This window comes from Pseudomonas sp. PA-1-3F (genome assembly GCF_021609665.1).
Taxonomy (GTDB): Bacteria; Pseudomonadota; Gammaproteobacteria; order Pseudomonadales; family Pseudomonadaceae; genus Aquipseudomonas; species Aquipseudomonas paracarnis.
In genome coordinates, this window is the sequence record NZ_WJZD01000036.1 from 1 (window position 1) to 25573 (window position 25573).

A 25573-nucleotide genomic window follows, 5' to 3' on the forward strand; every position below is an offset into this window, starting at 1 on the left:
TCTACAGCAGCCTCATTTGCTGTCAAGTGGTTATTTTCAGAAGTTTTCGAAGATTTCTTCAACAACTTCAACCACTTGCGCTTGCGATCTCTCGTAAGCGGGAGGCGAATTCTACAGCGTTACACGCCGCTGTCAACACCTCTTTTTCAACTTCCTTTTGGCTTCGATGAACTGAAGAAACTTGCTGTCGAAAACTGCGTAACTCATTGTTTACCAAGGAGTTTTCCGTTTCGACTGCGCCGGAAGTGGGGCGAATTATAGACAGTTATAATTCGCCGTCAACACCTATTTTCAGACTTGTTCGGATTTGAGCGTAATACGCGCAAATGCCTTCTTCCCCGCCTGGCAAACGTGAGTCGCGCCCAGCTCGTATATAAAGGTGCGATCAACCACCTCACCATCTATACGTACACCGCCCGAACCCAAGAGATCACGCGCGACCGCCGAATTCTTCACCAGGCCAGCCTTATTAAGCACAGCCGCAATCGGCATCGCCTCAGCAGCAGTCAATTCAATCTCCGGCAGATCGTCAGGCAGCTCGCCGTCTTTCATGCGATTACCTGCCGCGCGGTGAGCGCTGGCCGCAGCCTCCTCACCATGGAAACGCGCAACGATTTCTTCAGCCAGCTTAATCTTCACATCGCGAGGATTAGCACCCGCCTCGACATCCGCACGCAGCGCATTGATCTCGTCCATCGAGCGGAAGCTCAACAGCTCGAAGTAGCGCCACATCAGCGCATCCGGAATAGACACCAACTTACCGTACATCACACCTGGTGCTTCCTGGATACCGACATAGTTCCCCAGAGACTTGGACATCTTCTTGACGCCATCCAAGCCTTCCAACAGCGGCATGGTCAGAATGCACTGAGCCTCCTGACCATAGGCGCGTTGCAATTCACGCCCCATCAGCAGGTTGAACTTCTGATCGGTGCCACCCAACTCAACGTCCGCGCGCAGCGCCACCGAGTCGTACCCTTGAACCAGCGGGTAAAGGAACTCATGGATGGCGATTGGCTGATTGGTCGAGTAGCGCTTGTCGAAGTCATCGCGCTCGAGCATGCGTGCCACGGTGTACTGGGACGTCAGACGAATGAAATCTGCCGGCCCCATTTTGTCCATCCAAGTGGAGTTGAACGCCACCTCAGTCTTGGCTGGATCAAGGATCTTGAATACCTGGGTCTTGTAGGTCTCGGCATTATCGAGCACCTGCTCACGAGTCAGCGGCGGGCGCGTAGCGCTCTTGCCGCTTGGATCACCGATCATCCCAGTGAAGTCACCTATAAGGAAGATGACCTGATGGCCCAACTCCTGAAACTGACGCAGCTTATTAATAAGCACGGTATGACCCAGGTGCAGATCCGGCGCAGTCGGATCAAAGCCAGCCTTGATACGCAGGGGTTGGCCACGCTTGAGCTTTTCGATCAGCTCGGCCTCGACCAACAGTTCTTCCGCACCACGTTTTATCAGCGCTAGCTGCTCTTCAACCGACTTCATAACAGACCCGCAAGGCTCAGATTCAAAAGGGAACCAACCATACAAGATCAGGGACTAATTACAAGTTTTGCCCTGCGCACGGACACCGTTCAGCAAGCCCAGCGTTCGCGAGCTTGCGCCACAGATGATTTGGTTATATTTTATACAGTTATTTCATCTTCATCATGTCATTCATCTTTTCCATTTCATCTTCAAAGTCAAAATTACTTATGACCACTGAACCGTCTAAAGCGCCGCCGCTTTACCCGAAGACCCACCTGCTCGCCGCAAGTGGTATCGCCGCCCTTCTCAGCCTGGCACTGCTGGTATTCCCTTCCAGTGACGTTGAAGCCAAACGAACATCCCTGAGCCTCGATCTGGAAAGCCCAGTTGAACAACTGACACAAGATCAAGACGCTTCCGACGCTCAACAAGCCACAAATGCTCCGGCCGAATCACCTTTCGCACAGATCGAAAGCGCTCCAGAAGACACTCAACAAGCCACCCAGGAAGCACCTGCGGCAGCCGCAGCCAAGAATCCCCAGCACCGCGAAGTCATCGTGGGCAAAGGCGACACACTATCTACCCTGTTCGAAAAGGTTGGATTGCCTGCCGCCGCTGTAAATGAAGTGCTCGCCAACGATAAGCAAGCCAAGCAATTCACGCAGCTCAAACGTGGCCAAAAGCTCGAGTTTGAGCTGACGCCAGACGGCCAGCTGAACAACCTGCACACCAGTATCAGCGACTTGGAAAGCATCAGCCTGAGCAAAGGCGCCAAAGGCTTCGCATTCAACCGAATCACTACCAAACCCGTCATGCGTTCCGCCTACGTACATGGCGTGATCAACAGCTCCCTGTCGCAATCGGCCGCGCGTGCGGGCCTGTCGCACAGCATGACCATGGACATGGCCAGCGTTTTTGGCTACGACATCGACTTCGCCCAGGACATCCGTCAAGGCGATGAGTTCGACGTGATCTACGAGCAGAAAGTAGCCAACGGAAAAGTCGTGGGCACTGGTAACATCCTGTCTGCACGCTTCACCAACCGTGGCAAAACCTACACCGCCGTGCGCTACACCAACAAACAAGGCAACAGCAGCTACTACACAGCTGATGGCAACAGCATGCGCAAGGCTTTCATCCGTACCCCCGTTGACTTTGCTCGTATTAGCTCGCGTTTCTCCATGGGCCGCAAGCATCCAATTCTGAACAAAATTCGCGCACACAAGGGCGTCGACTATGCCGCGCCGCGTGGCACGCCAATCAAAGCGGCGGGCGACGGCAAGGTCTTGTTGGCAGGGCGCCGGGGTGGCTACGGCAATACGGTGATCATCCAGCACGGCAACACTTACCGCACGCTGTACGGCCACATGCAAGGCTTTGCCAAGGGCGTCAAGACTGGCGGCAACGTGAAACAGGGGCAAGTGATCGGCTACATCGGCACTACCGGCCTCTCCACCGGCCCGCACTTGCACTACGAGTTCCAGGTCAACGGCGTACACGTCGACCCATTGGGCCAGAAGCTGCCGATGGCTGACCCGATTGCCAAGGCCGAACGCGCGCGCTTCATGCAGCAGAGCCAGCCGCTGATGGCACGCATGGATCAAGAGCGCTCCACCATGCTGGCCTCGGCGAAGCGTTAAGGTATGCCGCTCTATATCGGTGTGATGTCCGGGACCAGCCTCGACGGCCTGGATATCGCCCTTATCGAACAAGGCGCGGCGGTCAATCTGATCGCCACCCATTACATCCCGATGCCTGACGCCTTGCGCACAGAACTGCTGAGCCTATGCGCCAGTGGCCCGGATGAAATCGCCCGCTCGGCAATTGCACAGCAACAATGGGTAACGCTCGCTGCGCAAGGCATCCACGCCTTGATGGCTCAACAGAACCTCAAGCCTCAGGACATTCGGGCGATTGGCAGCCATGGCCAGACGATTCGCCATGAACCCGCCCGAGGCTTTACCGTTCAGATCGGCAACCCTGCCCTTCTCACCGAGCTGACAGACATCACGGTCGTCAGCGACTTCCGCAGCCGCGATGTCGCTGCCGGCGGCCAAGGCGCTCCATTGGTTCCAGCCTTTCATGAAGCCTTGTTCGGCGAGCAGACGGGCAATCGCGCGGTATTGAATGTCGGCGGGTTCAGCAACCTCAGCCTGATCGAGACGGGCGAGCCTGTCGCCGGTTTCGACTGCGGCCCGGGGAACGTCCTCCTCGATGCCTGGATTAACCTGCAGCGCGGCGAACACTTTGATCGGAACGGGCAATGGGCGGCCAGCGGCAAGGTCCAACCCCAACTGCTCAATACGTTGCTCAGCGATCCGTTTTTCATGACCAAAGGCCCAAAAAGTACGGGCCGCGAAGTGTTCAACCTGGCCTGGCTGCAGCAGCACCTTGGCCGTTTGCCCGCCTTTGAACCCCAAGACGTACAGGCCACCCTGCTGGAGCTGACCGCCCTGACCATCGTCGAGTCCCTGCAAAGCGCCCAGACTGACACAACAACCTTGCTGATCTGCGGGGGCGGCGCCCATAACGGGGCACTGATGAGCCGGCTGACAACGTTGCTGCCTTCCACTCATGTCAGCACTACAGCGGCCTACGGCGTAGATCCTGACTGGGTAGAAGCAATGGCCTTCGCCTGGCTGGCACATTGCTGCCTGGAAGGCATCGCCGCCAATCGCCCCAGCGTCACTGGCGCACGCGGGCTTCGAGTGCTTGGCGCGATCCACCCCGCCTGACCCCAGACAGCAAAACGCCGCTTGGCCCGTAAAAGCCAAGCGGCGTTTTTGTATCTGCTACCGATCAGATCGAGAACGAAGACCCGCAACCACATGTCGTGGTGGCATTAGGGTTCTTGATCACGAAACGCGAGCCTTCCAGACCTTCCTGATAATCCACCTCGGCACCTGCCAGGTATTGGAAGCTCATCGGATCCACGACCAGGCTCACACCCTCGCGCTCAACGATAGTGTCGTCATCGGCCACATCTTCATCGAAGGTAAAACCGTACTGAAACCCTGAACAACCGCCGCCCGTAACAAATACGCGCAGCTTCAAGCGATCATTACCCTCTTCATCGACCAGGCTCTTCACCTTGTGCGCAGCACCGTGGGTGAATTGCAAAGCCGTGGGGGTGAAGGATTCAACGCTCATGCTGATAATCTCCCGGCGTAGCGCCGCCATATGCGTAATGGCCGGTATTATCCGCTTCTCCTAGAAAAGCGGTCAACTATTGTTACGGTATATCAATCCGCCCAGCGACCATTAAAAATGCAAAAGGCCCGATCAACGGGTCTTTTGCGCAACGGTGAGCCCGCGTTAAGGCAACATCCCCGCGTGGGACAGGCCCAACTTCTCGTCCAGGCCGAACAGGATGTTCATGTTCTGCACCGCCTGGCCCGAAGCGCCCTTGACCAGGTTGTCGATCACCGACAACACCACCACCAGGTCGCCATCCTGCGGACGATGCACCGCAATACGGCACACATTGGCACCACGCACGCTGCGCGTTTCCGGATGGCTACCGGCCGGCATCACATCGACGAACGGCTCATTGGCATAACGCTTTTCAAACAGCGACTGCAGGTCTACCGAGCGATCGGTGACGGTCGCATACAGCGTGGAGTGAATCCCGCGGATCATCGGTGTCAGGTGCGGCACGAAGGTCAGCCCCACATCCTGGCCGGCAGCGCGACGCAAACCCTGGCGGATTTCCGGCAAGTGCCTATGACCTTTTACCGCATAGGCTTTCATGCTTTCCGACGTTTCGGAGTAAAGCGAACCTACCGCCGCACCACGGCCCGCACCACTGACGCCCGACTTGCAGTCCGCGATCAGGCGCGACGCATCCGCCAAGCCAGCCTCCAGCAATGGCAGAAAGCCCAATTGCGTCGCCGTCGGATAGCAACCCGGCACGGCAATCAGGCGCGCTTGCTTGATCTGCTCACGATTGACTTCCGGCAGGCCGTAAACCGCCTCTTCCAACAGCTGCGGCGCACCATGGGGCTGGCCGTACCATTTGGCCCACTCATCGGCGTCTTGCAGACGGAAGTCTGCCGACAAGTCGATAACCTTGGTGCCGGCCGCCAGCAGCTCGCCGGCCAACGCATGAGCCACACCGTGAGGCGTGGCGAAGAACACCACGTCGCAGGCAGCCAGGGTCTTGGTGTCCGGCACACTGAACGCCAGACCGTCATAGTGGCCTCGCAGGTTCGGGTACATATCGGCCACGGCCAGCCCGGCTTCGGATCGGGAAGTGATGACCACCACCTCAGCCTGCGGATGCTGAGCCAACAGACGCAGCAATTCGACACCGGTGTAACCCGTGCCGCCGACGATACCGACCTTGACCATAAACCTGCCCTCAACGAACCCACTGGAAAGCCGTCGATAATAGGGGCCGTATCGTCCTGCGACAACCGTCAACGTGACGTACGGGCGCATGAGCCACTACTATCTTCGCTACCGTGAACCTGGGAATAACTAAAATGCTCTATCTATGGGTCAAAGCCTTCCATATCGTCAGCATCGTTTGCTGGTTTGCCGGGCTGTTCTACCTGCCGCGCCTGTTCGTCTACCACGCCCAAAGCGAAGACACCGTCAGCAAGGAGCGCTTCAGCATCATGGAGCGCAAGTTGTACCGTGGCATCATGGGCCCGGCGATGGTTGCCACACTGGTCTTCGGCATCTGGATGCTGGCCCTCAACCCAGGCATTTTCCAGTCGGGGGCCTGGATCCACGCCAAGCTGACCCTGGTCGTCCTGCTGATCGGCTATCACCACATGTGCGGCGCACAGGTAAAACGCTTCGCCCGTGGCGAAAACACCCGCAGCCATGTCTTTTATCGCTGGTTCAATGAGGTCCCGGTTCTGATATTGCTGGCTATCGTAATTTTGGTCGTGGTCAAACCGTTCTAACGTCAATTACTCGGGGAACCTCCAATGTCGCTGCCCGCTCTGCTGGAACAACGTCTGCGCCTGCCCGTGGTGGCCGCGCCGATGTTTCTGATCTCCAATCCGCAACTGGTCCTGGCCTGCTGTCGCAACGGGGTAGTGGGGAGTTTCCCGGCGCTCAACCAACGCGAAAGCAGCGGCTTCAAGGCCTGGCTGGAAGAAATCGAAGCGGGCTTGGCGCTGCTGGACAATCCTGCGCCCTATGCCGTGAACCTGATCGTGCACAACAGCAACCCGCGGCTGGAGGCCGACCTGGCGATCTGTGTCGAGCACAAGGTGCCCATCGTCATCACCAGCCTCGGTGCGGTAAAGGAACTGGTGGACGCGGTTCATAGCTACGGCGGCCTGGTATTTCATGACGTTACTACCCGACGCCATGCGGAAAAAGCCGCTGAAGCCGGCGTAGACGGCCTGATTGCCGTAGCCGCTGGCGCGGGTGGCCACGCTGGCACCTGGAGCCCCTTTTCGCTGATTGCCGAAATTCGCCAGTTCTTCGACAAAACCCTGCTGCTGGCGGGCTGCCTTAACCATGGGCACGAAATTCTTGCCGCCCAGATGCTGGGGGCAGACCTGGCATATTTCGGTACGCGCTTTATCGGCACCACCGAAAGTCAGGCACCGGATGCCTATAAGGAGATGCTGCTCACATCCCGCGCTGCCGACATCGTGCACACTCCTGCAGTCTCCGGCGTACCTGCGAACTTTATGCGCCAGAGCCTGGAAAATGCCGGTTTTGACCTTGCTGCGCTTCAAGGCAAGGGTGAAGTCAATTTCGGTTCCAAGCTCAAGCCATTGAGCGATGAGGCCAAAGCGTGGAAAACTGTATGGTCTGCTGGCCAAGGCGTCGGTGAGATCAATGATGTACCCACTGTGGATGAGCTCATAGCGCGCCTGGATGCCGAATACCGCAAAGCACGCGAGCACGCCGCGCAACTGCGCTGGCCACGCTGACCCACTGCCGGGCCTGCCAACTGGACAGGCCTGCATACTCTCCCTGATTAAGTGACAAGGATGCCCGCATGAGCGACAGCCGTTTCAAGATTGTGTTTGACGGAGCCTTGCGCCCAGGTGTCGAAAGCACCACCGCCAAGCTGAACCTCGCCGAGTTATTCAAAAGCGATGTTGAAGCAATCGAAAAACTCTTCACCGGCCGCCCCGTCGCGCTCAAGCGCGACCTGTCCCAGCCCGACGCGCAAACTTACCTGACGGCACTGCACAATGCCGGGATCGACGCTCGCATCGAGGCCGAACAACCCGTGGCGTTCAACCTTGCAGAAACCCACGAGACGGACTCGTCAACCTCTGACCGCGCCGCTGCGTCACCTTATGCACCGCCACGCGCCGCAGTTGGCGACGACCTGCCGGAGTTCGCCACCCTAAAGGTATTCACCATCCACGGGCGCATCGGGCGCCTGCGCTACCTGGCTTGGACGCTGGCACTGACCGTCGCGATGCTGGTGGCAGCGGGCATCATCAGTACGGTGGGCTTCGCGGTGGCGACAGCCTCGCCAACCATCGCCATCATTATTGGCTCGCTGCTGGGTTTCGCGCTGTTTGTGGCATTGGTAGTGGTGAGCGTGCAAATCGGCGTGCAGCGCCTGCATGACCTGGGCTGGTCTGGCTGGCTGTACCTGCTCAACCTGGTTCCGCTGGTAAACAGCGTATTCCCACTCCTATTGCTGGTATTGCCAGGCAATACGGGCGCCAACCAGTACGGCGCGCCACCACCACGCAACTCCACTGCGGTGAAAATCCTGGCCTCGCTGTGGCTGGCGTTCATTCCCTTGATGCTCATCATCGTCGTCACCCTGGGTATGAATGGCTACCTGGACCAGCTTGAAGCCAACATGGACAGCAGCTACGAAAGCAGCTCCATTACCTCCGATGCAGACGCCGATCAAAGCGCTATCGTTGACGAAGCCGAAGCGCAAAGTGCTGACGATGCAGCCGAACCTGTAGACTCTCCAGAACAGTGAAGAAACGCCCGCCGCCTGTGACGCACTGTCATAGGCCGGTGGCGTTGCGATGGAGAAAGGCATGACCCGTTACGCTCTGATCACCGGCGCCTCCAGTGGCATCGGCCTGGCATTGGCCGAGGCCTTGGCACGGCGCGGCCGTAGCTTGATTCTGGTGGCCCGTCAGCGTGATCAGTTGGAAAGCATTGCATTGGAGTTGACCCAACGCTTCGGCGTCGAGGTGCTGTTTCGTGCCTGTGATTTGGGCGAGCCGCTGCGTTTGTCCGGCTTTTTGCTGGAACTCGAAGAGGGTGAGCGGCAGATCGACCTGCTGGTCAACTGCGCCGGCATCGGCACCAGCGGGCCGTTCCTGGCCCAGGACTGGATGACCGAGCAGGACCTCATCGAAGTCAATATCCTGGCCTTGACCCGCATGTGCCACGCACTGGGCAATGCCATGGCCCTGCATGGCGGCGGGCAAATCCTCAATGTGGCTTCGGTCGCCGCCTTCCAGCCTGGGCCGTGGATGAGCAGCTACTACGCCAGCAAAGCCTACGTATTGCACTTCTCCGAAGGGTTGCGCGAGGAATTGAAGACCTGCGGCATCAAGGTTTCAGTGCTGTGCCCCGGCCCTACGCGCACCGCATTCTTCGGCACCGCGCAGATGGATACGGCGAAACTCGACCGCAGCCAGCAGCTGATGAGCCCGGAAGAAGTCGCGCTCTACACCGTGCGGGCGCTGGAAAAGAACAAGGCCATTATCATTCCCGGGCGCCGCAATCGATGGCTGACGTTCAGCCCACGCCTGAGCCCCCGCTGGCTCACCCGCAAAATTGCCGGCGCCATCAACAAGGCCTATTGCCCACGCTGATGGCCTACGTACACTCACCTCACTTTTCACGATGGAGATACAGCTGTGGATACTCTGTTCACCAAGATCATCAACAGGGAAATACCGGCGAAGATCATCTATGAAGATGACCAAGTCCTGGCTTTTCACGATATCGCGCCACAGGCACCAGTACATTTCCTGGTTATCCCGAAAAAGCCCATTCGTACCCTCAACGACCTGACCGAGGACGATAAGGCGCTGGCCGGCCATATCCTGTTCACCGCCCAACGCCTGGCCGTGGAACAAGGCTGCGAAAAAGGCTTTCGTGTGGTGATGAATTGCAATGAAGACGGCGGGCAAACCGTTTACCACATCCATATGCACGTGCTGGGTCAGCGCCAGATGAACTGGCCACCGGGCTGAGTGCACAAGGGCAAATTGACTCAGCACAAACGCTGGACGCTCTCTTGCGGTAAACTGGCCGCCGAGATTCTTCCCGGAGGTCAGCATGACTACCCAACGTCACTACTCGCCGATTGACCGTCTGTTGCTGCAAGCCGACATGGCCATGCGCACCCTGCTGCCATTCAGCGGCCAGCCCTACCGTCCATCGCCCGCCATCGTGCAGCCGGATGTACAGCTGAGCGAGACCGATACCCGTCACGTCGCTGGCCTGATGCGCATCAACCATACCGGCGAAGTCTGTGCCCAGGCGTTGTACCAAGGCCAGGCGCTGACCGCCAAGTTGCCACAGGTACGCACGGCGATGGAGCATGCGGCCGAGGAAGAGATCGACCATCTGGCCTGGTGCGAACAACGCATCCGCCAGTTGGGCAGCCATCCCAGCGTGCTCAACCCACTGTTTTATGGCTTGTCGTTTGGTATCGGCGCGGCTGCGGGGCTGATCAGCGACAAAGTCAGTCTGGGGTTTGTGGCCGCGACAGAACATCAGGTGTGCAAGCACCTGGACGAACACCTGGAGCAACTGCCGGCCGAAGACGAAAAGTCACGGGCCATTCTTGAGCAGATGCGCATCGATGAAGAACACCACGCAGAGAGCGCGCTGGACGCGGGCGGCTTCCGCTTTCCGGCCCCGGTACGGTTCGGCATGAGCCTGCTGGCCAAGGTCATGACCAAAAGCACCTATCGAATCTGAACCGAAAAAAGGGCGCTCGAAGCGCCCTTTCTTTTGCCTGCTGCAATCAACCCAGCTCGATGATTTCGTAGTCGTGGGTAATGACCACGCCCGCGGCCCCCAGCATGATCGATGCTGAGCAGTACTTCTCGGCCGACAGCTCGATGGCACGCTTGACCTGGGCTTCTTTCAGCGCCCGGCCCTTGACCACGAAATGCATATGAATCTTGGTGAAAACCTTGGGGTCTTCAGTGGCGCGCTCGGCCTCCAGGAAGGCTTCGCAGCTTTCCACGGCTTGCCGGGACTTCTTCAAGATGCTGACCACGTCGAAATTGCTGCAACCGCCCACACCCAGCAGCAACATTTCCATGGGGCGTACACCCAGGTTCCGACCGCCGGCTTCCGGCGGGCCATCCATGACCACCACATGGCCGCTGCCCGACTCACCGAGGAACATGGCTTCGCCCGCCCATTGGATGCGTGCCTTCATCGCCCAGACTCCACTGCTAAAAAAGGGTCGCCAGCTTAGCACAGGGCCTTGAAACAGCAGCGCCCTGCATAAAATCGATAAATGACAGCGTTTGCCCGCTAAATTGGCTAATCGCGACAGAAGGTGTCTGGTAAGCTGGCGCCAAATGAATGGCGCATTGCCATGTCTTGTACGGCGTGTATCAATGAGATGCCGCTGGATAAAAACAACGCCAACGACACCGCGCAGTCTTTTTCGGGATACAACCATGGTTGCTCTTACTCCCACATCCAAGATCAAGAACCTCGACAAGCTGCTGCTGCACTGCCAGCGCCGGCGTCATCCGGCCAAGCACAACATCATCTGCGCCGGCGAGCGTTCAGAAACACTGTTCTTCATCATCAAAGGCTCGGTCACCATCCTGATCGAGGATGAGGATGGCCGTGAGATGATCATTGCCTACCTCAACGCCGGAGACTTCTTCGGGGAGCTGGGTTTGTTTGAACAAGCAGGCAAAGAGCAGGAACGTAGTGCTTGGGTACGGGCCAAAGTTGAGTGCGAAGTGGCCGAAATCAGCTATGCGAAATTTCGCGAATTGGCCCAGCATGATCCGGACATCTTGTACGCCCTGAGCGGCCAGATCGCCCAGCGCCTGCGCGACACCACCCGCAAAGTCGGCGACCTGGCGTTCTTTGATGTCACCGGCCGCGTCGCTCGCTGCCTGCTGGAGCTATGCAAGCAACCCGATGCCATGACCCATCCCGACGGCATGCAGATCAAAGTCACGCGCCAGGAGATCGGACGTATTGTCGGATGTTCACGGGAAATGGTCGGCCGCGTGCTCAAGGATTTGGAAGAACGCAACCTGGTGCACGTCAAAGGCAAGACGATGGTGGTATTCGGTACTCGCTAGAGCGGCAGGAAGCCAGCCAGCATCTGCCGGTACAACGTGTCGAGCCGACGGATCGCGTCCGGCGCGGGAAACGCTTCGTGCAGTGCGATATGGCTATCGGCGCGAACCCGCTGCTCCAAGCCGCAGGCTTGATTGAAACGGTTGACCGCCGCAATCAATTCCTCACGATCATTCTCCAGCAACATCGCCCCATGCACCAACCCGACCGGGCGGCCACCGCTTTGCCGCCAACGCTGGGCAGTGCCCACCATTTTGCGGCCATTGAGGTTGACGTTGTAACGACCGTCGCAAAAAGCACCGTCAATTTCGCCGACGGACGCATCGCCACCCAACTCGATCAACAGATCACAGATCGGTTGGCACAAGCGCTGATAGCCGGTTTCGATGCGCCCCTGGTCGCCTGCGCTACGCGGTGGGGCATAGACCAGGGCGATGTTGACCGTAGCGCCGGACTGCGGCACCGGCTCACCGCCGGTTTCACGCAGCAATACCGGCCAACCCGCATCGGCCGAAACCTGGCTCGCCACCGCGAATGCCGGCAGCCGGCTCAAACGGCGCGGCATGACCAGCGCTTGGTCACTGGGCTGCCAGAACAGCAATCCGAATACCTGCTCACCCGCGCAAACCGCTGCCAATAGGTCTTGCTCGGCGGCAAGGCCTGCTTCGACAGTCATGATCACGGGCTGGAGCATCGAACACCTACCTGAATAAACACAAAACCAATGTAGGAGCGTATTTCAAATCAGTCTAGTGTCGAACCGCTGATCGTCGTACCGCGCTCCGGGAAGAACAAACGCTGCAGTTCCGCCCCCGGGTTCTCGGCGCGCATAAAGGTCTCGCCCACCAGGAACGAGTACACACCACTGATTTCCATCAATTCCACATCGGCGCGATTGACGATGCCACTCTCGGTAATCACCAAGCGATCGCGCGGAATACGCGGCAGCAGGTCGAGGGTAGTTTCCAGGCTGACGTCGAAGGTATGCAGGTTACGGTTGTTGACGCCCACCAGCGGAGTATCGAGGGTCTTCAATGCGCGCTCCAGCTCGTCGCCGTCATGCACTTCGACCAACACGTCCAGGCCGACACTTTTGGCCACGGCCGCCAGCTCGGCCATCTTCACGTCATCCAATGCCGAGACAATCAGCAACACGCAGTCGGCACCCAAGGCACGAGCTTCGACGATTTGGTACGGGTCGACCATGAAATCCTTGCGGATTACCGGCAGCTTGCACGCAGCGCGCGCCTGTTGCAGGAACGGGTCGGAACCCTGGAAGTAGTCAATATCCGTCAGCACAGACAAGCAGGTTGCCCCACCCTTCTCGTAACTGACGGCGATCTCAGCAGGTACGAAGTGTTCGCGAATCACGCCTTTGCTCGGCGAGGCTTTCTTGACCTCGGCGATCACGGCCGGCTGCTTGAGCTTGGCCTGGGCGATCAAGGCATTGGCAAAGCCGCGTGGTGCCTCGGCGCTTTTCGCCTGCGCTTCCAACTCGGCCAGGCTCACCCGGGCGCGGCGCTCGGCCACTTCTTCAGCCTTGCGGGCCAGGATCTTTTCCAGAACAGTTGGCACACTCATCCTTCATTCTCCATCTTGAATACGGCGGTGAATGCTCCCAGCTCTTCGAGCTTCTCACGAGCCAGGCCGGTGTGCAGCGCATCGTGGGCCAAGGCGACACCTTCCTTGAGACTATAGGCATGGTCGGCGGCGTAAAGGGCTGCGCCAGCATTGAGCACAATCATTTCCGCAGCTTTCTGACCGTTTTCGGTCTTGCGACGCCCCAGGGCATCACGAATCAATTCCAACGAAGCTGCCGGGCTTTCCACCGCCAGGCCGTGCAAGCTCTGGCTTTTCATACCAAGGTCTTCGGGCTCGACCCAATATTCGGTGACCTCGTCGTTCTTGAGCTCCGCCACGAAGGTCGGCGCCGCCAGGCTGAACTCGTCGAGGCCATCCTTGGAATGCACCACCAGCACATGCTTGCTGCCCAAGCGTTGCAAGACTTCGGCCAGCGGCCGGCACAGCGCCTGGCTGAACACGCCCACCACCTGGTGCTTCACACCGGCCGGATTCGTAAGCGGGCCGAGCATGTTGAACAGGGTACGCAAGCCAAGGTCCTTACGCGGGCCGGCAGCGTGTTTCATCGCGCCATGATGGGACTGGGCAAACATGAAGCCGATACCAACGCTGTCAATGCAGCGCGCTACTTGTACCGGCGTGAGGTTCAGGTAAATACCGGCCGCTTCCAGCAAGTCGGCACTGCCGCTCTTGCCAGACACTGCACGGTTACCGTGCTTGGCGACGGTGCAACCAGCGGCGGCCACCACAAAAGATGAGGCGGTCGACACGTTGAAAATATTCGCACCGTCACCGCCGGTGCCCACCACATCGACGACGCCGTCGAGAGTCTTGAGCTCGACCTTGTCCGCCAGCTCACGCATCACCGACACCGCACCGACTATTTCGTCGATGCTTTCGCTCTTCATGCGCATCGCCATCATAAAGGCGCCGATCTGGGCATCGGTGCATTGGCCGGTCATGATCTCGCGCATCACATCGCTCATTTCCGCGGTGCTAAGGTCCAGATGGCCGACGATACGGCTCAGGGCAGTCTTGATATCCATGAAAAGTCCTTAGCGCGTGCCGCCGCTCTGCTTGAGAAAGTTGGCGAACAGCTCGTAGCCCTGCTCGGTCAGGATTGATTCAGGGTGAAATTGCACCCCTTCGATGTTCAGCGTCTTGTGACGCAAGCCCATGATCTCGTCGACCGAGCCGTCTTCCAATTGGGTCCAGGCGGTCAGTTCCAGGCATTCGGGCAAGGTTTCACGCTTGACCACCAGTGAGTGGTAACGGGTCACGGTCACCGGCAGGTTCAGGCCCTGGAACACACCCAGGTCACGATGGAACACCGGGCTGGTCTTGCCGTGCATGACCTCCCGCGCGCGCACCACATCACCGCCAAACGCCTGGCCGATGGACTGGTGGCCCAGGCAGACGCCCAGGATCGGCAGCTTGCCGGCGAAATACTGGATAGCTTCCAGAGAGATGCCCGCTTCGGTCGGCGTGCACGGGCCAGGTGAGACGACGATGCGCTCGGGGTTCAACGCGGCGATTTCGGCAACAGTGAGTTCATCGTTGCGCACCACCTTGACCTCGGAACCCAGCTCGCCCAGGTACTGCACAACGTTGTAGGTAAAGGAGTCGTAGTTATCAATCATCAGCAACATGTGGGTTCAAACCTCTTGAATTCACTGATTTCAAATGACCGCCTTCCAAGAGTGTGACCCGCTGCCAGACGCACGTTCCGGTTGCCAGGGTGAGTTGGCAAGGGGCGTCAGACAACGGGTGAAGAAGGCAAATCGGTACAGGTCCGGCCAGGCCGGCAGAGAAAAATGTCAGGCGCGCCAACGCCAACGGGCGTGTGCCTTGACTACTCGCATCAAGAGTTTGCTGATGATCAACACGGGGAGGGTCTCATTCATACGTTCAGGCACAGTAACGTAGGCTCGCCAGCGGTGCAATATGGAGCCGCAAATACGGGGGCCAACGTAGGCAGATTCCACATATCCCTACAGAAAATGCTAGAAATTTTGCTAGTGTTTCACTTCCTACATAAAAACAACCGAATGGAATCTTGCATGCTCAGACCAGCGTTTTTCGCTCCCCTTGCCGGCTGCCTCCTGTCATTGGCCTGCGCCCAGGCGTTCGCAGCCCCGTCACCTTATTCAACCATGGTGGTTTTCGGCGACAGCCTGGCTGATGCAGGCCAGTTTCCCGACGGTTCGGCCGGTGCCACGTTGCGCTTTACCAATCGAACCGGGGCGAACTTCCAGGGTGAGTACGGCCTGGTCTCCTCAACCCTATTGGGTGCCAAATTGGGGGTAGCCCCCAATGACCTGAATGCCTCCACCTCACCCGTTCGCGCAGCCCAAGGTTTGCCAGACGGGAACAACTGGGCAGTGGGTGGTTACCGTACCGACAATATCCTCGACTCTATTACCTCAGTCTCCGATGCTGCGATTCCCCCCGGCAATGCCGGTGGTGGCACCGTGTTGCGCAGCCGGCAGGGCTATTTGCCGGCCAATGGTGGGAGAGCTGACCCGAACGCGCTCTACTTCCTTTCCGGTGGGGGCAACGACTTCCTCCAAGGCCGGGTACTCAGCCCCGCTCAAGCGGTCGCCGCAGGTGGGCGTCTGGCGGACAGCGCCCAGGCTCTGCAACAGGCCGGCGCACGCTACATCATGGTCTGGATGCTACCCGACCTGGGGCTGACGCCGGCCATCAACGGCACCCCACAGCAAGCAGCGACCTCGGCCCTGAGCAATATTTTCAACCAGTCCCTGGTACAGCGCCTGTCACAAGTGGATGCGCAGGTTATCCCGCTGAACATCCCGCTGTTGTTGAACGAGGCTTTCGCCGATCCGGCCCGCTTCGGCCTCGCCACCGGCCAGAACCTGACCGGCACCTGCTTCAGCGGCAACAGTTGCACCGCCAACCCAACCTACGGCATCGGCGGTACCAATCCGGACCCGACCAAGCTGATCTACAACGACTCGGTCCACCCTACTGTGGCCGGGCAACGCTTGATTGCCGACTACGCCTATTCGCTACTCGCCGCGCCGTGGGAACTGACCTTGCTGCCGGAAATGGCCCAAGGCACATTGCGCGCCCACCAGGACGAGCTGCGTAACCAATGGCAAGCAGACAACGGCAGTTGGCAAGCCGTCGGCCAATGGCGCGCCATAGTGGCCGGCGGCGGCCAACGCCTGGATTTCGATGATCAGAGCAGCTCGGCCAGTGGCGACGGCAGCGGCTACAACCTGAATATCGGTGGCAGCTACCGGCTCGATGAAAACTGGCGCGTGGGCGTTGCCGCTGGCCTGTATCGGCAGACCCTCGAAGCCGGTGCCAATGATTCGGACTACAAGCTCAACAGCTATATGGGCACGGCTTTCGCTCAGTATCAGCAAAATCACTGGTGGGCCGATGCCGCATTGACCGGCGGCAAGCTGGACTTCGACAGCCTCAAGCGCAAGTTCGCCCTGGGTGTCAGTGAAGGCTCGGAGAAAGGTGATACCGATGGCTGGCTCTGGGCACTGAGCGGCCGCGTGGGGTATGACATCGCCACACCGGGCAGCGACTGGCACCTGTCGCCGTTCATCAGCGCCGATTACGCGCGGGTTGAAGTCAATGGTTACTCGGAGAAAAACAGCCGCTCCACGGCCCTGACCTTTGATGATCAACAACGCGACTCCAAGCGCCTGGGCGTCGGCCTGCAAGGCAGCTACCGCATCACGCCGCAAACCCAGGTTTTTGGCGAAGTGGCACACGAGCATGAGTTTGAAAATGACACCCAGAAGGTGAACATTTCGCTCAACAGCGTCCAGGGAATCGACTTCAAGCTGGACGGGTATACGCCTCGCAGTAATTCTGACCGCTTGAGCCTGGGTGTCAGCCACAAGCTGACTCAGGACCTGGCACTGCGCGCGGCGTATAACCTGAGGAAGGATGACAATTTGACCCAGCAAGGCATCAACGTAGGGGTCAGTCTGGATTTCTAAATACTGCGCAAAACAAATGTGGGAGCTGGCTTGCCTGCGATGGCGGTGGATCAGTCACTGAATATCTCAAGTGACACACCGCCATCGCGAGCAAGCCCGCTCCCACATTTTTTATTCCAGCTTCAGTCTCGTGGAGCTTGCTCTGCCAATGCCACGGCACGGAACATCGCTCGGCGCTTGTTCAGGGTTTCTTCCCACTCAAGGGCCGGCACCGAGTCCGCCACAATCCCACCACCAGCCTGCACATGCAGTTCGCCATCCTTGATCACGGCCGTGCGGATCGCAATGGCGGTGTCCATATTGCCGTTCCAGGCAAAATACCCGACGGCGCCGCCGTAGACACCACGCTTGACCGGCTCCAGTTCGTCGATGATTTCCATCGCACGGATCTTCGGCGCCCCCGACAATGTGCCCGCCGGCAAAATCGCCCGCAGTGCGTCCATCGCCGTCAGCCCGGCCTTCAGCTCGCCGGTGACGTTGGACACGATATGCATCACATTGGAATACCGCTCAATGACCATCTTCTCGGTCAGTTTCACCGAGCCGATTTCCGAGACACGCCCGGTGTCGTTGCGCCCCAGGTCGATCAGCATCAGGTGTTCGGCGATTTCCTTGTCGTCGCTGAGCAGGTCTTCTTCCAGCGCCACGTCGGCTTCTTCGGTCGCGCCACGGGGGCGCGTGCCGGCAATCGGGCGCACGGTGATCAGGTTGTCTTCAACCCGCACCAGCACTTCCGGCGAACTGCCCACGACGTGGAAGTCGCCAAAATTGAAGAAGTACATATACGGCGTCGGGTTGAAGCAACGCAGTGCGCGGTACAGGTCAATCGGCGCCGCCTTGAAGTCGATGGACATGCGTTGCGATGGCACCACTTGCATGCAGTCACCGGCGAGGATGTATTCCTTGATGGTATCGACGGCACGCTCGTAGTCATCCTGGGTAAAGCTTGAGCGGAACACCGGGTCGGCCGCGGGTGGGCGGCTGAGGTCCAGGCCGCGACGCGGGGTGATCGGCTGGCGGAGTTTCTCAAGCAGCGCTTCCAGGTTGGCCTGGCCTTGCTCGAAGGCATCAGCCTGGGCAGGGTCGGCAAGGACAATCGCATGCATCTTGCCGGCGAGGTTGTCGAACACCACCACCGCGTCGGACACCATCAGCAAAATGTCCGGCACGCCCAGCGGGTCCGGGTTCGGGCATTTGCCCAAGCGCTTCTCCACATAGCGCACGCAGTCATAGCCGAAGTACCCCACCAGGCCGCCATTGAAGCGCGGCAGGCCAGCGATGGTCGGCACGTTGTAGCGCGCCTTGAAGGTTTCGACAAAAGCCAGCGGATCTTCTACGTCATGGCTTTCGATCTCCACGCCATCATGGGTGATGCTCACATGATGGTCGTGTACCCGCAGCACCGTGCGGCATGGCAGGCCAATGATCGAGTAACGACCCCACTTCTCACCGCCCTGTACCGACTCGAGCAGGTAGGAGTTGGGCTCGTCGGCCAGCTTCAAGTAGATCGACAGCGGCGTATCGAAGTCGGCCAGGGTTTCGCAAGCCATGGGGATACGGTTATAGCCGGCAGCGGCCAAACGCAGGAATTCTTCGCGGGTCATGAGGTGCCTCGTGGTGTGAGGGTCAAACAGTCAGGTAGGCAAACGTGCCGCAAACGCGGCCAGGATCAGTCAGGCGCGCCAACGCCAGCGGGCCAGGGCCTTGATGACTTTCATCCAGAGTTTGCGAGTGACCACCACGATGGAATTTCCAGAAGGGGACGAATCAATGTCGGGCAACGTTATCTCAGCGCCAGCGCCCAGGCAACCGGGGATTAGCAGTCGCAGGTCATCAATGACCAACGCTGGCGACTCCTCCGCAATCGGCCGGCCATGGTTGTAACCATAACTCAAGGCCACACACTGCACGCCCGCCGCCTTGGCCGCCAGCACATCACTGCGTGAATCGCCGACAAACAGCGACTGAGATGCCGGAATATTGGCCATTTTCATTACGAAAAACAGCGCCGCAGGGTCGGGTTTTTTCTGCGGCAAGGTATCGCCGCCGATGATCCAGCGGAAGTAGCGACCGATTTTCATCTGGTCCAACAACGGCGCAACGAAGCGCTCCGGCTTGTTGGTGATCAGGGCCATTTCCACGCCCTGCTTGCTCAACCACTTGAGGGTGTCGCGCACACCGGGGTAAACCACGGTCAGTTCGTGGCTGCTTTCATAAGCGGCATTGAACAGTTCCAAGGCATGCTCTGCCTCTACCTCATCCACACCCGTGGCATCGATGTCGTTGGCCAGGGCCCGGCGCACCAACATCGGTGCGCCATTGCCGACCCATTCGCGCACCGACTCGACACCTGCCGGCTTGCGCCCCAGCTTGAGCAGCATCTGGTCCACCGCGGCCGCCAGGTCAGGCACCGAGTCGATCAAGGTACCGTCCAGATCGAACATCACCAGCCGTGGCAATTTGCCGGGGAACAACTGCTCAAAACCGCTCATGGACGCGCCAGCGCCAGTTCGGCACGCATCTTGTCGATGACAGCCTGGTAGTCTGGGGCGTTGAAGATCGCCGAGCCAGCCACGAAGGTATCGGCACCCGCTGCGGCGATCTCACGAATATTGTTGACGTTGACCCCGCCGTCGATCTCCAGGCGAATGTCACGCCCCGACGCATCAATCAGCGCACGAGCCTCACGCAGCTTGTTCAAGGTGCCAGGGATGAACTTCTGCCCGCCGAAGCCTGGGTTGACGCTCATCAGCAAGACCATGTCGACCTTGTCCATCACGTACTCAAGCACGCTCAGCGGAGTAGCCGGGTTGAATACCAAACCCGCCTTGCAGCCGCCTTCGCGGATCAGTTGCAAAGTGCGGTCAACGTGCAACGTAGCTTCCGGGTGGAAGGTGATGTAAGTCGCACCCGCCTCGATGAAGTCACCGACGATACGGTCCACCGGGCTGACCATCAAGTGCGCATCAATCGGCGCAGTGATGCCGTACTTGCGCAACGCGGCGCACACCATCGGGCCGATGGTCAGGTTGGGTACGTAGTGGTTGTCCATGACATCGAAGTGCACGAAGTCGGCACCGGCGGCCAACACCTTGTCCACTTCCTCACCCAGGCGGGCGAAGTCGGCAGAGAGAATCGATGGAGCAATGACGAAGGGCTGCATGACGCACCTTTTTTGAGCTAAATCACGATGGCGCGCATTGTATACCTCATGCTTTGCTGCGCGCACCGTGACCTATCTCAACGGTTAGTAAGCTGCCCGGTAGATTTTTTCGATATCGGCGGCGCTGAGCTTGCGCGGGTTGTTGCGCATCAAGCGTTCAATGCCTGCAGCTTCGCTGGCCATGGCCGGGATGGCGTCCTCGGGCACGCCGAAACTGCGCAGGCCGGACGGGATCTCCACTGCCGCACATAACCGCGTCATCGCCTCTACAGCCTGGTCGGCAGCGTCATTCACACTCAGCCCGGCGATATTGACGCCCATGGCCTGGGCGATGTCCTGCATGCGCTCGACGCAGGCCAATTTGTTCCAGTGCATCACATACGGCAACAACAGCGCGTTGCTAACGCCATGGGCAATGTTGAAGCGCCCACCCAACGGGTACGCCAGCGCATGCACGGCACCGACGCCAGCGTTGCCAAAGGCCATGCCGGCCATCAGGCTGGCGGTGGCCATGTCGTCACGGGCCTGCAGGTTCGCCGGATTGGCGTAAGCCTTGGGCAACGCGCTGGCAATCAATTTGATCGCACCGATGGCCAGGGCGTCGGTAATCGGCGAGGCATTCAGCGACAGGTAGGACTCGATGGCGTGCACCAAGGCGTCCACACCACTGGCGGCCGTGACACCGCGTGGGCAGGTCAAGGTCATTTGCGGGCTGATCAGCGCAACGTCCGGCAGCAAGTAATCGCTGACGATGCCTTTTTTCAGCTGTGCGGCCTTGTCGGACAGTATCGCTACATTGGTCACCTCCGAGCCGGTGCCGGCCGTGGTGGGGATGGCGATCAACGGCGGGCCTTTGCGCGGCACCTGATCGACGCCAAACAAGTCCGCCAGCGCGCCGTGATAACCGGCATAGGCCGCCACGCTCTTGGCGATGTCGATGGCACTGCCGCCGCCCACACCGATCAGGCCGTCATGCCCGCCTTCGCGGTACGCACGCATGCAGTCTTCGACGATGGCAATTTCCGGATCGGGCAGCACACGGTCGAAGATTTCGTAGGCTCGATCCCCAAGATGCTCCAGGGCCAGCGCTACGGTACCGGACTGGACCAGCGCGGCGTCGGTGACGATCAACGGATTATCCACATCCAGACGCGTGAGTTCGGCAGCCAGTTGTTCGATGGCACCTGCGCCGGTCAGCAGTTTGTGGGCGATCTTGAATGAGGAAGTACTCATATGCGCGGCCTCTTATGAATGATGGGCTGGCATAAGAATAGCCGCACCTGGCGTGTTGTCTGCCATTCATTGGCTGAATGGCCGCGCCGCGCTCATCAAGGCTGCTAACAAACCGCCGATAACCTGTTGGTAATGAGAACCGCGCCTCATACCCCTGACAAATACCGACCAACCCATTAGGCTGCTGGAATCACTTCTGGCCGGGAATCAACGATGCTTTTTCTTCACCGTTCGGCACTGCCAGCACTGTGCCTGTCACTCCTGTTTACCTGCGTCTTGCCTGTTCAGGCCGAGGATGCACCCTCGCCTGCCATCGAAAAACCGGCTGAACGCCAGCCACTGCCCGAGCGTAGCCAACAAGAAGCCAGTGCTCTCGAGCGGCAGGTTCCGCAGCAGGAGCAACAGCAATTGCAGGCTGGTAGCGATTCGTTCCTGGCGTTGTGGAAACCGGCCAACAGCGCCGAAACTGAAGGGGTGGTGATCCTCGTACCAGGCGCTGGGGAAACCGCAGACTGGCCGCAAGCAATTGCGCCTCTGCGGCGCAAGTTGCCGGGCGCCGCCTGGGGCACCCTCAGCCTGTCATTGCCTGACGTCAGTGTGGACACCCTGCCGCCACGGGTCATCGAACCACCTGAAGCCGTAGTCGATACCAGCAGCAAGGAAGGCAGTACCGCTGCCAAGCCGGTCGAACAGGCCGCCAGCGCTGAGGCCGAAGGCACTGACCCGGCGGTGGTGCCGGGGGCGGATGAACAGGACAAGACCGACGCCAAGCGCATCTTCGACCGCATCGACGCCGCCGTCGCCTTCGCCCAGACACAAAGTGCCCGCAGCGTGGTGTTGCTCGGCCATGGCACCGGGGCCTGGTGGGCGGCACGCTACCTGAGCGAGAAACAACCCTCCCAGGTGCAGAGGTTGGTGATGGTGGCCGGCAAGACGCCCGCAGCTCGCCAACCGGACCTGCAGCAACTGGCGCCGGCCTTGAAGGTACCCACGGCGGACGTGTTCTATCAAGAAGGCGCCCTGGAACGCAAAAACGCCCAGGAACGACTCCAGGCGGCCAAGCGCTCGAAGAATGACAGCTATAAACAGATATCGCTCACCGCGCTGCCCGGCAATAGCGCGGCAGAGCAGGAGCAGCTGTATCGCAGGGTTCGCGGCTGGTTGAGCCCACAGGGCGGCGCAGACTGACACTCCGCTATCGGGGGCAACATCGCTTTCTGTAGGAGCGAGCTCGCTCGCGAAAAACGTCAACGATAATGCGTGCGTCCTGAATAAACGCGGCGCCTGGGAGTCTTTCGCGAGCAAGCCCGCTCCTACAATTAGGGCTTGCTATTGCCACATAGAGTTGAGTGGCGATAGCCTCAGCGAAAATCGCGCCGCTCACGAATCAACGCATAGGCGTTATGCAACTCACGGGTTCGTTCGGTCGCCTCCCGCACTTGCGCGGGGCTGGCACCCGTGCCGGCGATCTTGTCCGGATGGTGACGGCTGAGCAGGCGGCGGTAGGCGCGCTTGATCACCGAAGGCTCAGTGGTTGCCGTCACCCCCAAGATACGTAACGCCTCCTGGTAGGCCCCCCCACGATTGGCCACTGGCTTGCGCTCCGGCGCGTAATCGGTCGCCAACGCCTGAAGCTGCTGCGGCGTCCAGCCCAGCCACTTGCCCCACTGGTCGATCAGGTCGCGCTCGGCAGCATCCGCACGACCGTCCGCCCACGCCATGCGCCAACAGGCGCGCAGCACGCCTTCCGCCGCATGGGGCTGCGTCTTGAGCACCCGCAGATAACTGCGCACCCGGTCGCTGCCGGATTTACCCCGGTTGAAGGCACTGATCGCACGGCGCTGGGCCGGCTCACTCATGTCCAATGCGCGCATTTCCTGGCGCGCTTGCTGGATATGCCCGTCGACAACCCGGCCATTACTTTTGGCCAGGCGTCCCAGCAGCACGAACAACAGTTCGTCGTTGCGCAAGGCCGGACGCCCCCCCAGGCGCTCACGTAACTGCGCCCAACTGTGCAATTGCAAGCGACGATCCAAGGCCTGCCCCAGCAATGCCCCCAACAATGCCCCCGGAATACTGGCAATAGCAAAGCCAGCCCCGGCGCCGATCAGCGTCCCTGGCCACAACATCCTAGCGTCCCTTTGTCAGCAAGGTTTCGACCTGCGCCAGCCGCTCCAGCGTCCCCACGTCCACCCAGCGTCCCGCCATGTGCTCCCCCGTTACCAAACCTTTGGCCATGGCCTCGCGCAACAGCGGGGCCAGCTTGAAGGCACCGGCGCTGCAACCCGCGAACAACTTGGGGTCGAGCACTGAAATGCCACTGAAGGTCAGGTTATCGGCACCGGGCGCGGCATCATGAAGCACACCGTGATCCAGGTAGAAATCCCCGCCCGACGGGTGGTGCGCAGGGTTGTCGACCATCACCAAGTGCGCCAGGCCCCGGATCGGCTGCTTGAGCTGGGTGAAATCGTAGTCAGTCCAGATATCGCCATTGACCACCAGAAACGGTTCGTCGCCCAACAGCGGCAACGCCTGGAATATGCCGCCTCCCGTTTCCAGCGGCTCACCCTCCGGGGAGTAGCGGATGCGCAGACCGAACTGGGCACCGTCTCTTAGGTAGCTTTCGATCTGCTCGCCGAGCCAGGCGTGGTTGATCACGATCTCGGTAAAGCCGGCCTTCGCCAAGGCTTCAAGGTGATACTCGATCAGCCGCTTGCCGCCGGCTTGCACGAGCGGTTTGGGCGTATGCAGGGTGAGCGGGCGCATGCGCTCGCCCTTGCCCGCCGCCAGGATCATCGCCTTCATACGCTGGCCTCGGCAGGTTCGCGCAGGCTGGCGAGCAATTCGCCCAGGTCACTCAATTCAGGTCGGTCGGCCAGCACCGCGTCTATATAAGCAAAGAAACGCGGCACGTCGGCCAGGTAGCGTGGCTTGCCGTCGCGGTGGCAGATACGCGAAAAAATGCCGATAACCTTGAGGTGACGCTGCACGCCCATCAGGTCGCTGGCACGCAGGAACTCTTCAAAGTCGTCCTGTACGGGAATCCCCAGTTGCCCGGCGCGCTGCCAATAGCCGCGCTGCCATTCACGAACGCGGGCCTGGGGCCAACTGAGGAAGGCATCCTTGAACAGGCAGGTAATGTCATAGGTCACCGGGCCGTAGACCGCGTCCTGGAAATCCAGCACGCCTGGGCTTGGCTCACTGATCATCAGGTTGCGCGGCATGTAGTCGCGGTGCACCAGTACCTTGGGCTGGGCCAGGGCGCTGTCGATCAACTGCTGGCTGGCACGTTGCCAGAGGGCTTGTTGCTCAGGGTCGAGGTCGATGCCCAGGTGACGACGCACGTACCATTCCGGGAACAGTTCCAGCTCGCGACGCAATAAGGCTACGTCATAGCTGGGCAACGGCGCATCCATCGGCAATTGCTGGAAAGCCAGCAGCGCGTCGATGGCATCGGCAAATAATTGATCGGCATTTTCACCGTCAATCACGTCCAGATAGGTTTTTCTGCCCAGGTCATTGAGCAAAAGAAAGCCACGGGGCAAATCTTCTGCATAAATTTTTGGCACATTTATTCCCGATTTCGCCAGCAAATGCGCAATATCGACGAAAGGTTTGCAGTTTTCCTGGGGGGGTGGCGCGTCCATGACGACGAACGTATGGGCACCGCCCTCCCATCGGAAATAACGCCTGAAACTCGCGTCGCTGCTGGCCGCGGTCAATGTGGCCGGGGGCACGGGGCCCCAGTCCTGAGCGTTGAAGAGGATCGGCAACTGCTCATCCAGCCAGACTTCCAGCTGTTGTAAACGTAGATCTTGCTCGGGCATTACAAGGGTCTCCGACGGCGCTAGCCGTCAAGCGGGGCATGCTTTATTATCACGCA

At 59.6% G+C, this 25573-nt stretch carries 26 protein-coding genes and 2 pseudogenes; 13 read left to right on the forward strand and 15 right to left on the reverse strand.

Annotated features, from left to right (window positions below):
• Nucleotides 1-261, forward strand: a 261-nt coding sequence (locus tag GIV26_RS22265; RefSeq protein ID WP_236282253.1) for a hypothetical protein, incomplete at its 5' end; no start/stop codon positions are given.
• Nucleotides 262-291: 30 nt separating this feature from the next.
• Here the strand turns inward: GIV26_RS22265 and tyrS are convergent.
• Complete coding sequence (tyrS, locus tag GIV26_RS22270) at nucleotides 292-1497, reverse strand: tyrosine--tRNA ligase (RefSeq protein WP_054896812.1); 1206 nt, start codon at nucleotides 1495-1497, stop codon at nucleotides 292-294.
• Nucleotides 1498-1706: 209 nt separating this feature from the next.
• Between tyrS and GIV26_RS22275 the strand changes: the two genes are divergently transcribed.
• Both GIV26_RS22275 and GIV26_RS22280 read left to right on the forward strand, forming a co-directional pair.
• On the forward strand, nucleotides 1707-3119 hold the full coding sequence (locus GIV26_RS22275) for a peptidoglycan DD-metalloendopeptidase family protein (RefSeq protein WP_236282255.1): 1413 nt from the start codon (nucleotides 1707-1709) through the stop codon (nucleotides 3117-3119).
• 3 nt (nucleotides 3120-3122) lie between these two features.
• Nucleotides 3123-4214, forward strand: a complete 1092-nt coding sequence (locus tag GIV26_RS22280) for an anhydro-N-acetylmuramic acid kinase (protein WP_236282257.1) — start codon at nucleotides 3123-3125, stop codon at nucleotides 4212-4214.
• Nucleotides 4215-4278: 64 nt separating this feature from the next.
• Here GIV26_RS22280 and erpA read toward each other — a convergent pair whose 3' ends face one another.
• Both erpA and argC read right to left on the reverse strand, forming a co-directional pair.
• On the reverse strand, nucleotides 4279-4629 hold the full coding sequence (erpA, locus tag GIV26_RS22285; protein ID WP_003176443.1) for an iron-sulfur cluster insertion protein ErpA: 351 nt from the start codon (nucleotides 4627-4629) through the stop codon (nucleotides 4279-4281).
• 165 nt (nucleotides 4630-4794) lie between these two features.
• Nucleotides 4795-5829, reverse strand: coding sequence for an N-acetyl-gamma-glutamyl-phosphate reductase (gene argC / locus GIV26_RS22290; RefSeq protein WP_096144476.1), 1035 nt, complete (start codon nucleotides 5827-5829; stop codon nucleotides 4795-4797).
• A 134-nt stretch (nucleotides 5830-5963) separates the two neighbouring features.
• Here argC and hemJ point away from each other — a divergent pair, with 134 nt between their 5' ends.
• The 6 genes from hemJ (at nucleotide 5964) to coq7 (ending at nucleotide 10371) form a co-directional block, all read left to right on the forward strand.
• A complete protein-coding gene (hemJ, locus tag GIV26_RS22295) occupies nucleotides 5964-6392 on the forward strand; it encodes a protoporphyrinogen oxidase HemJ (protein WP_003194674.1) in 429 nt (142 codons plus the stop codon).
• 24 nt (nucleotides 6393-6416) lie between these two features.
• A complete protein-coding gene (locus GIV26_RS22300) occupies nucleotides 6417-7379 on the forward strand; it encodes an NAD(P)H-dependent flavin oxidoreductase (RefSeq protein ID WP_236282259.1) in 963 nt (320 codons plus the stop codon).
• A gap of 68 nt (nucleotides 7380-7447) precedes the next feature.
• Nucleotides 7448-8404: a DUF805 domain-containing protein gene (locus tag GIV26_RS22305; protein WP_054896807.1), complete on the forward strand. Its 957-nt coding sequence runs from the start codon at nucleotides 7448-7450 to the stop codon at nucleotides 8402-8404.
• 61 nt (nucleotides 8405-8465) lie between these two features.
• A complete protein-coding gene (locus tag GIV26_RS22310) occupies nucleotides 8466-9254 on the forward strand; it encodes an SDR family NAD(P)-dependent oxidoreductase (RefSeq protein WP_003194680.1) in 789 nt (262 codons plus the stop codon).
• Between the two features lie 45 nt (nucleotides 9255-9299).
• On the forward strand, nucleotides 9300-9638 hold the full coding sequence (locus tag GIV26_RS22315; RefSeq protein ID WP_003194682.1) for a histidine triad nucleotide-binding protein: 339 nt from the start codon (nucleotides 9300-9302) through the stop codon (nucleotides 9636-9638).
• Nucleotides 9639-9723: 85 nt separating this feature from the next.
• On the forward strand, nucleotides 9724-10371 hold the full coding sequence (gene coq7, locus GIV26_RS22320; protein WP_003194684.1) for a 2-polyprenyl-3-methyl-6-methoxy-1,4-benzoquinone monooxygenase: 648 nt from the start codon (nucleotides 9724-9726) through the stop codon (nucleotides 10369-10371).
• A gap of 46 nt (nucleotides 10372-10417) precedes the next feature.
• Here the strand turns inward: coq7 and GIV26_RS22325 are convergent, their stop codons facing one another.
• Nucleotides 10418-10840: an OsmC family protein gene (locus GIV26_RS22325; RefSeq protein ID WP_003194686.1), complete on the reverse strand. Its 423-nt coding sequence runs from the start codon at nucleotides 10838-10840 to the stop codon at nucleotides 10418-10420.
• 247 nt (nucleotides 10841-11087) lie between these two features.
• Between GIV26_RS22325 and crp the strand changes: the two genes are divergently transcribed.
• On the forward strand, nucleotides 11088-11732 hold the full coding sequence (crp, locus tag GIV26_RS22330; protein ID WP_054920677.1) for a cAMP-activated global transcriptional regulator CRP: 645 nt from the start codon (nucleotides 11088-11090) through the stop codon (nucleotides 11730-11732).
• Here the strand turns inward: crp and GIV26_RS22335 are convergent.
• The 4 genes from GIV26_RS22335 to GIV26_RS22350 are packed head-to-tail and all read right to left on the reverse strand — an operon-like array spanning nucleotide 11729 to nucleotide 14960.
• Nucleotides 11729-12424 (reverse strand): lipoate--protein ligase family protein, encoded by a 696-nt coding sequence (locus GIV26_RS22335; RefSeq protein WP_127881585.1) that lies wholly within the window; start codon nucleotides 12422-12424, stop codon nucleotides 11729-11731. The genes crp and GIV26_RS22335 overlap by 4 nt on opposite strands.
• Before the next feature lie 50 nt (nucleotides 12425-12474).
• Nucleotides 12475-13311 carry an indole-3-glycerol phosphate synthase TrpC gene (gene trpC, locus GIV26_RS22340; RefSeq protein WP_034128811.1) on the reverse strand — a complete coding sequence of 279 codons (837 nt, stop codon included), beginning with the start codon at nucleotides 13309-13311 and terminating at the stop codon, nucleotides 12475-12477.
• The gene (gene trpD / locus GIV26_RS22345) at nucleotides 13308-14357 is read right to left on the reverse strand and encodes an anthranilate phosphoribosyltransferase (protein ID WP_003194694.1); all 1050 of its coding nucleotides are present in this window, start codon (nucleotides 14355-14357) and stop codon (nucleotides 13308-13310) included. The genes trpC and trpD overlap by 4 nt, the downstream gene beginning before the upstream one ends.
• Before the next feature lie 9 nt (nucleotides 14358-14366).
• Complete coding sequence (locus tag GIV26_RS22350; RefSeq protein WP_236282261.1) at nucleotides 14367-14960, reverse strand: aminodeoxychorismate/anthranilate synthase component II; 594 nt, start codon at nucleotides 14958-14960, stop codon at nucleotides 14367-14369.
• A gap of 411 nt (nucleotides 14961-15371) precedes the next feature.
• Here GIV26_RS22350 and estP point away from each other — a divergent pair, with 411 nt between their 5' ends.
• Entirely contained in the window at nucleotides 15372-17294 is a 1923-nt protein-coding gene (gene estP / locus GIV26_RS22355) for an esterase EstP (protein ID WP_236282263.1), read from the forward strand.
• A 122-nt stretch (nucleotides 17295-17416) separates the two neighbouring features.
• On the opposite strand, the gene trpE is transcribed toward estP, so the two are convergent.
• The 4 genes from trpE to GIV26_RS22375 all read right to left on the reverse strand — a co-directional run bounded on the left by trpE (nucleotide 17417) and on the right by GIV26_RS22375 (nucleotide 21690).
• Nucleotides 17417-18898: an anthranilate synthase component I gene (trpE, locus tag GIV26_RS22360; RefSeq protein WP_200649390.1), complete on the reverse strand. Its 1482-nt coding sequence runs from the start codon at nucleotides 18896-18898 to the stop codon at nucleotides 17417-17419.
• A 69-nt stretch (nucleotides 18899-18967) separates the two neighbouring features.
• Nucleotides 18968-19786, reverse strand: a complete 819-nt coding sequence (locus GIV26_RS22365) for a phosphoglycolate phosphatase (protein ID WP_034128815.1) — start codon at nucleotides 19784-19786, stop codon at nucleotides 18968-18970.
• Nucleotides 19783-20457: a ribulose-phosphate 3-epimerase gene (rpe, locus tag GIV26_RS22370; protein ID WP_003194703.1), complete on the reverse strand. Its 675-nt coding sequence runs from the start codon at nucleotides 20455-20457 to the stop codon at nucleotides 19783-19785. Before rpe ends, GIV26_RS22365 begins: the two co-directional genes overlap by 4 nt.
• An 84-nt stretch (nucleotides 20458-20541) precedes the next feature.
• Nucleotides 20542-21690 carry an iron-containing alcohol dehydrogenase gene (locus tag GIV26_RS22375; RefSeq protein ID WP_032895048.1) on the reverse strand — a complete coding sequence of 383 codons (1149 nt, stop codon included), beginning with the start codon at nucleotides 21688-21690 and terminating at the stop codon, nucleotides 20542-20544.
• A gap of 213 nt (nucleotides 21691-21903) precedes the next feature.
• On the opposite strand from GIV26_RS22375, the gene GIV26_RS22380 reads away from it, so the two are divergent.
• On the forward strand, nucleotides 21904-22878 hold the full coding sequence (locus tag GIV26_RS22380; protein WP_236282265.1) for an alpha/beta hydrolase family protein: 975 nt from the start codon (nucleotides 21904-21906) through the stop codon (nucleotides 22876-22878).
• A gap of 173 nt (nucleotides 22879-23051) precedes the next feature.
• On the opposite strand, the gene GIV26_RS22385 is transcribed toward GIV26_RS22380, so the two are convergent.
• Complete coding sequence (locus tag GIV26_RS22385) at nucleotides 23052-23819, reverse strand: TerB family tellurite resistance protein (RefSeq protein WP_054920689.1); 768 nt, start codon at nucleotides 23817-23819, stop codon at nucleotides 23052-23054.
• A gap of 1 nt (nucleotide 23820) precedes the next feature.
• Complete coding sequence (gene murU / locus GIV26_RS22390; RefSeq protein WP_198714389.1) at nucleotides 23821-24495, reverse strand: N-acetylmuramate alpha-1-phosphate uridylyltransferase MurU; 675 nt, start codon at nucleotides 24493-24495, stop codon at nucleotides 23821-23823.
• Between the two features lie 182 nt (nucleotides 24496-24677).
• Between murU and GIV26_RS27435 the strand changes: the two are divergent.
• Nucleotides 24678-24770, forward strand: a pseudogene (locus GIV26_RS27435) (hypothetical protein); the annotation flags it as partial.
• Between the two features lie 33 nt (nucleotides 24771-24803).
• Here the strand turns inward: GIV26_RS27435 and GIV26_RS22395 are convergent.
• Nucleotides 24804-25517: pseudogene (locus tag GIV26_RS22395) on the reverse strand (aminoglycoside phosphotransferase family protein); the annotation flags it as partial.
• Between the last annotated feature and the right edge of the window lie 56 nt (nucleotides 25518-25573).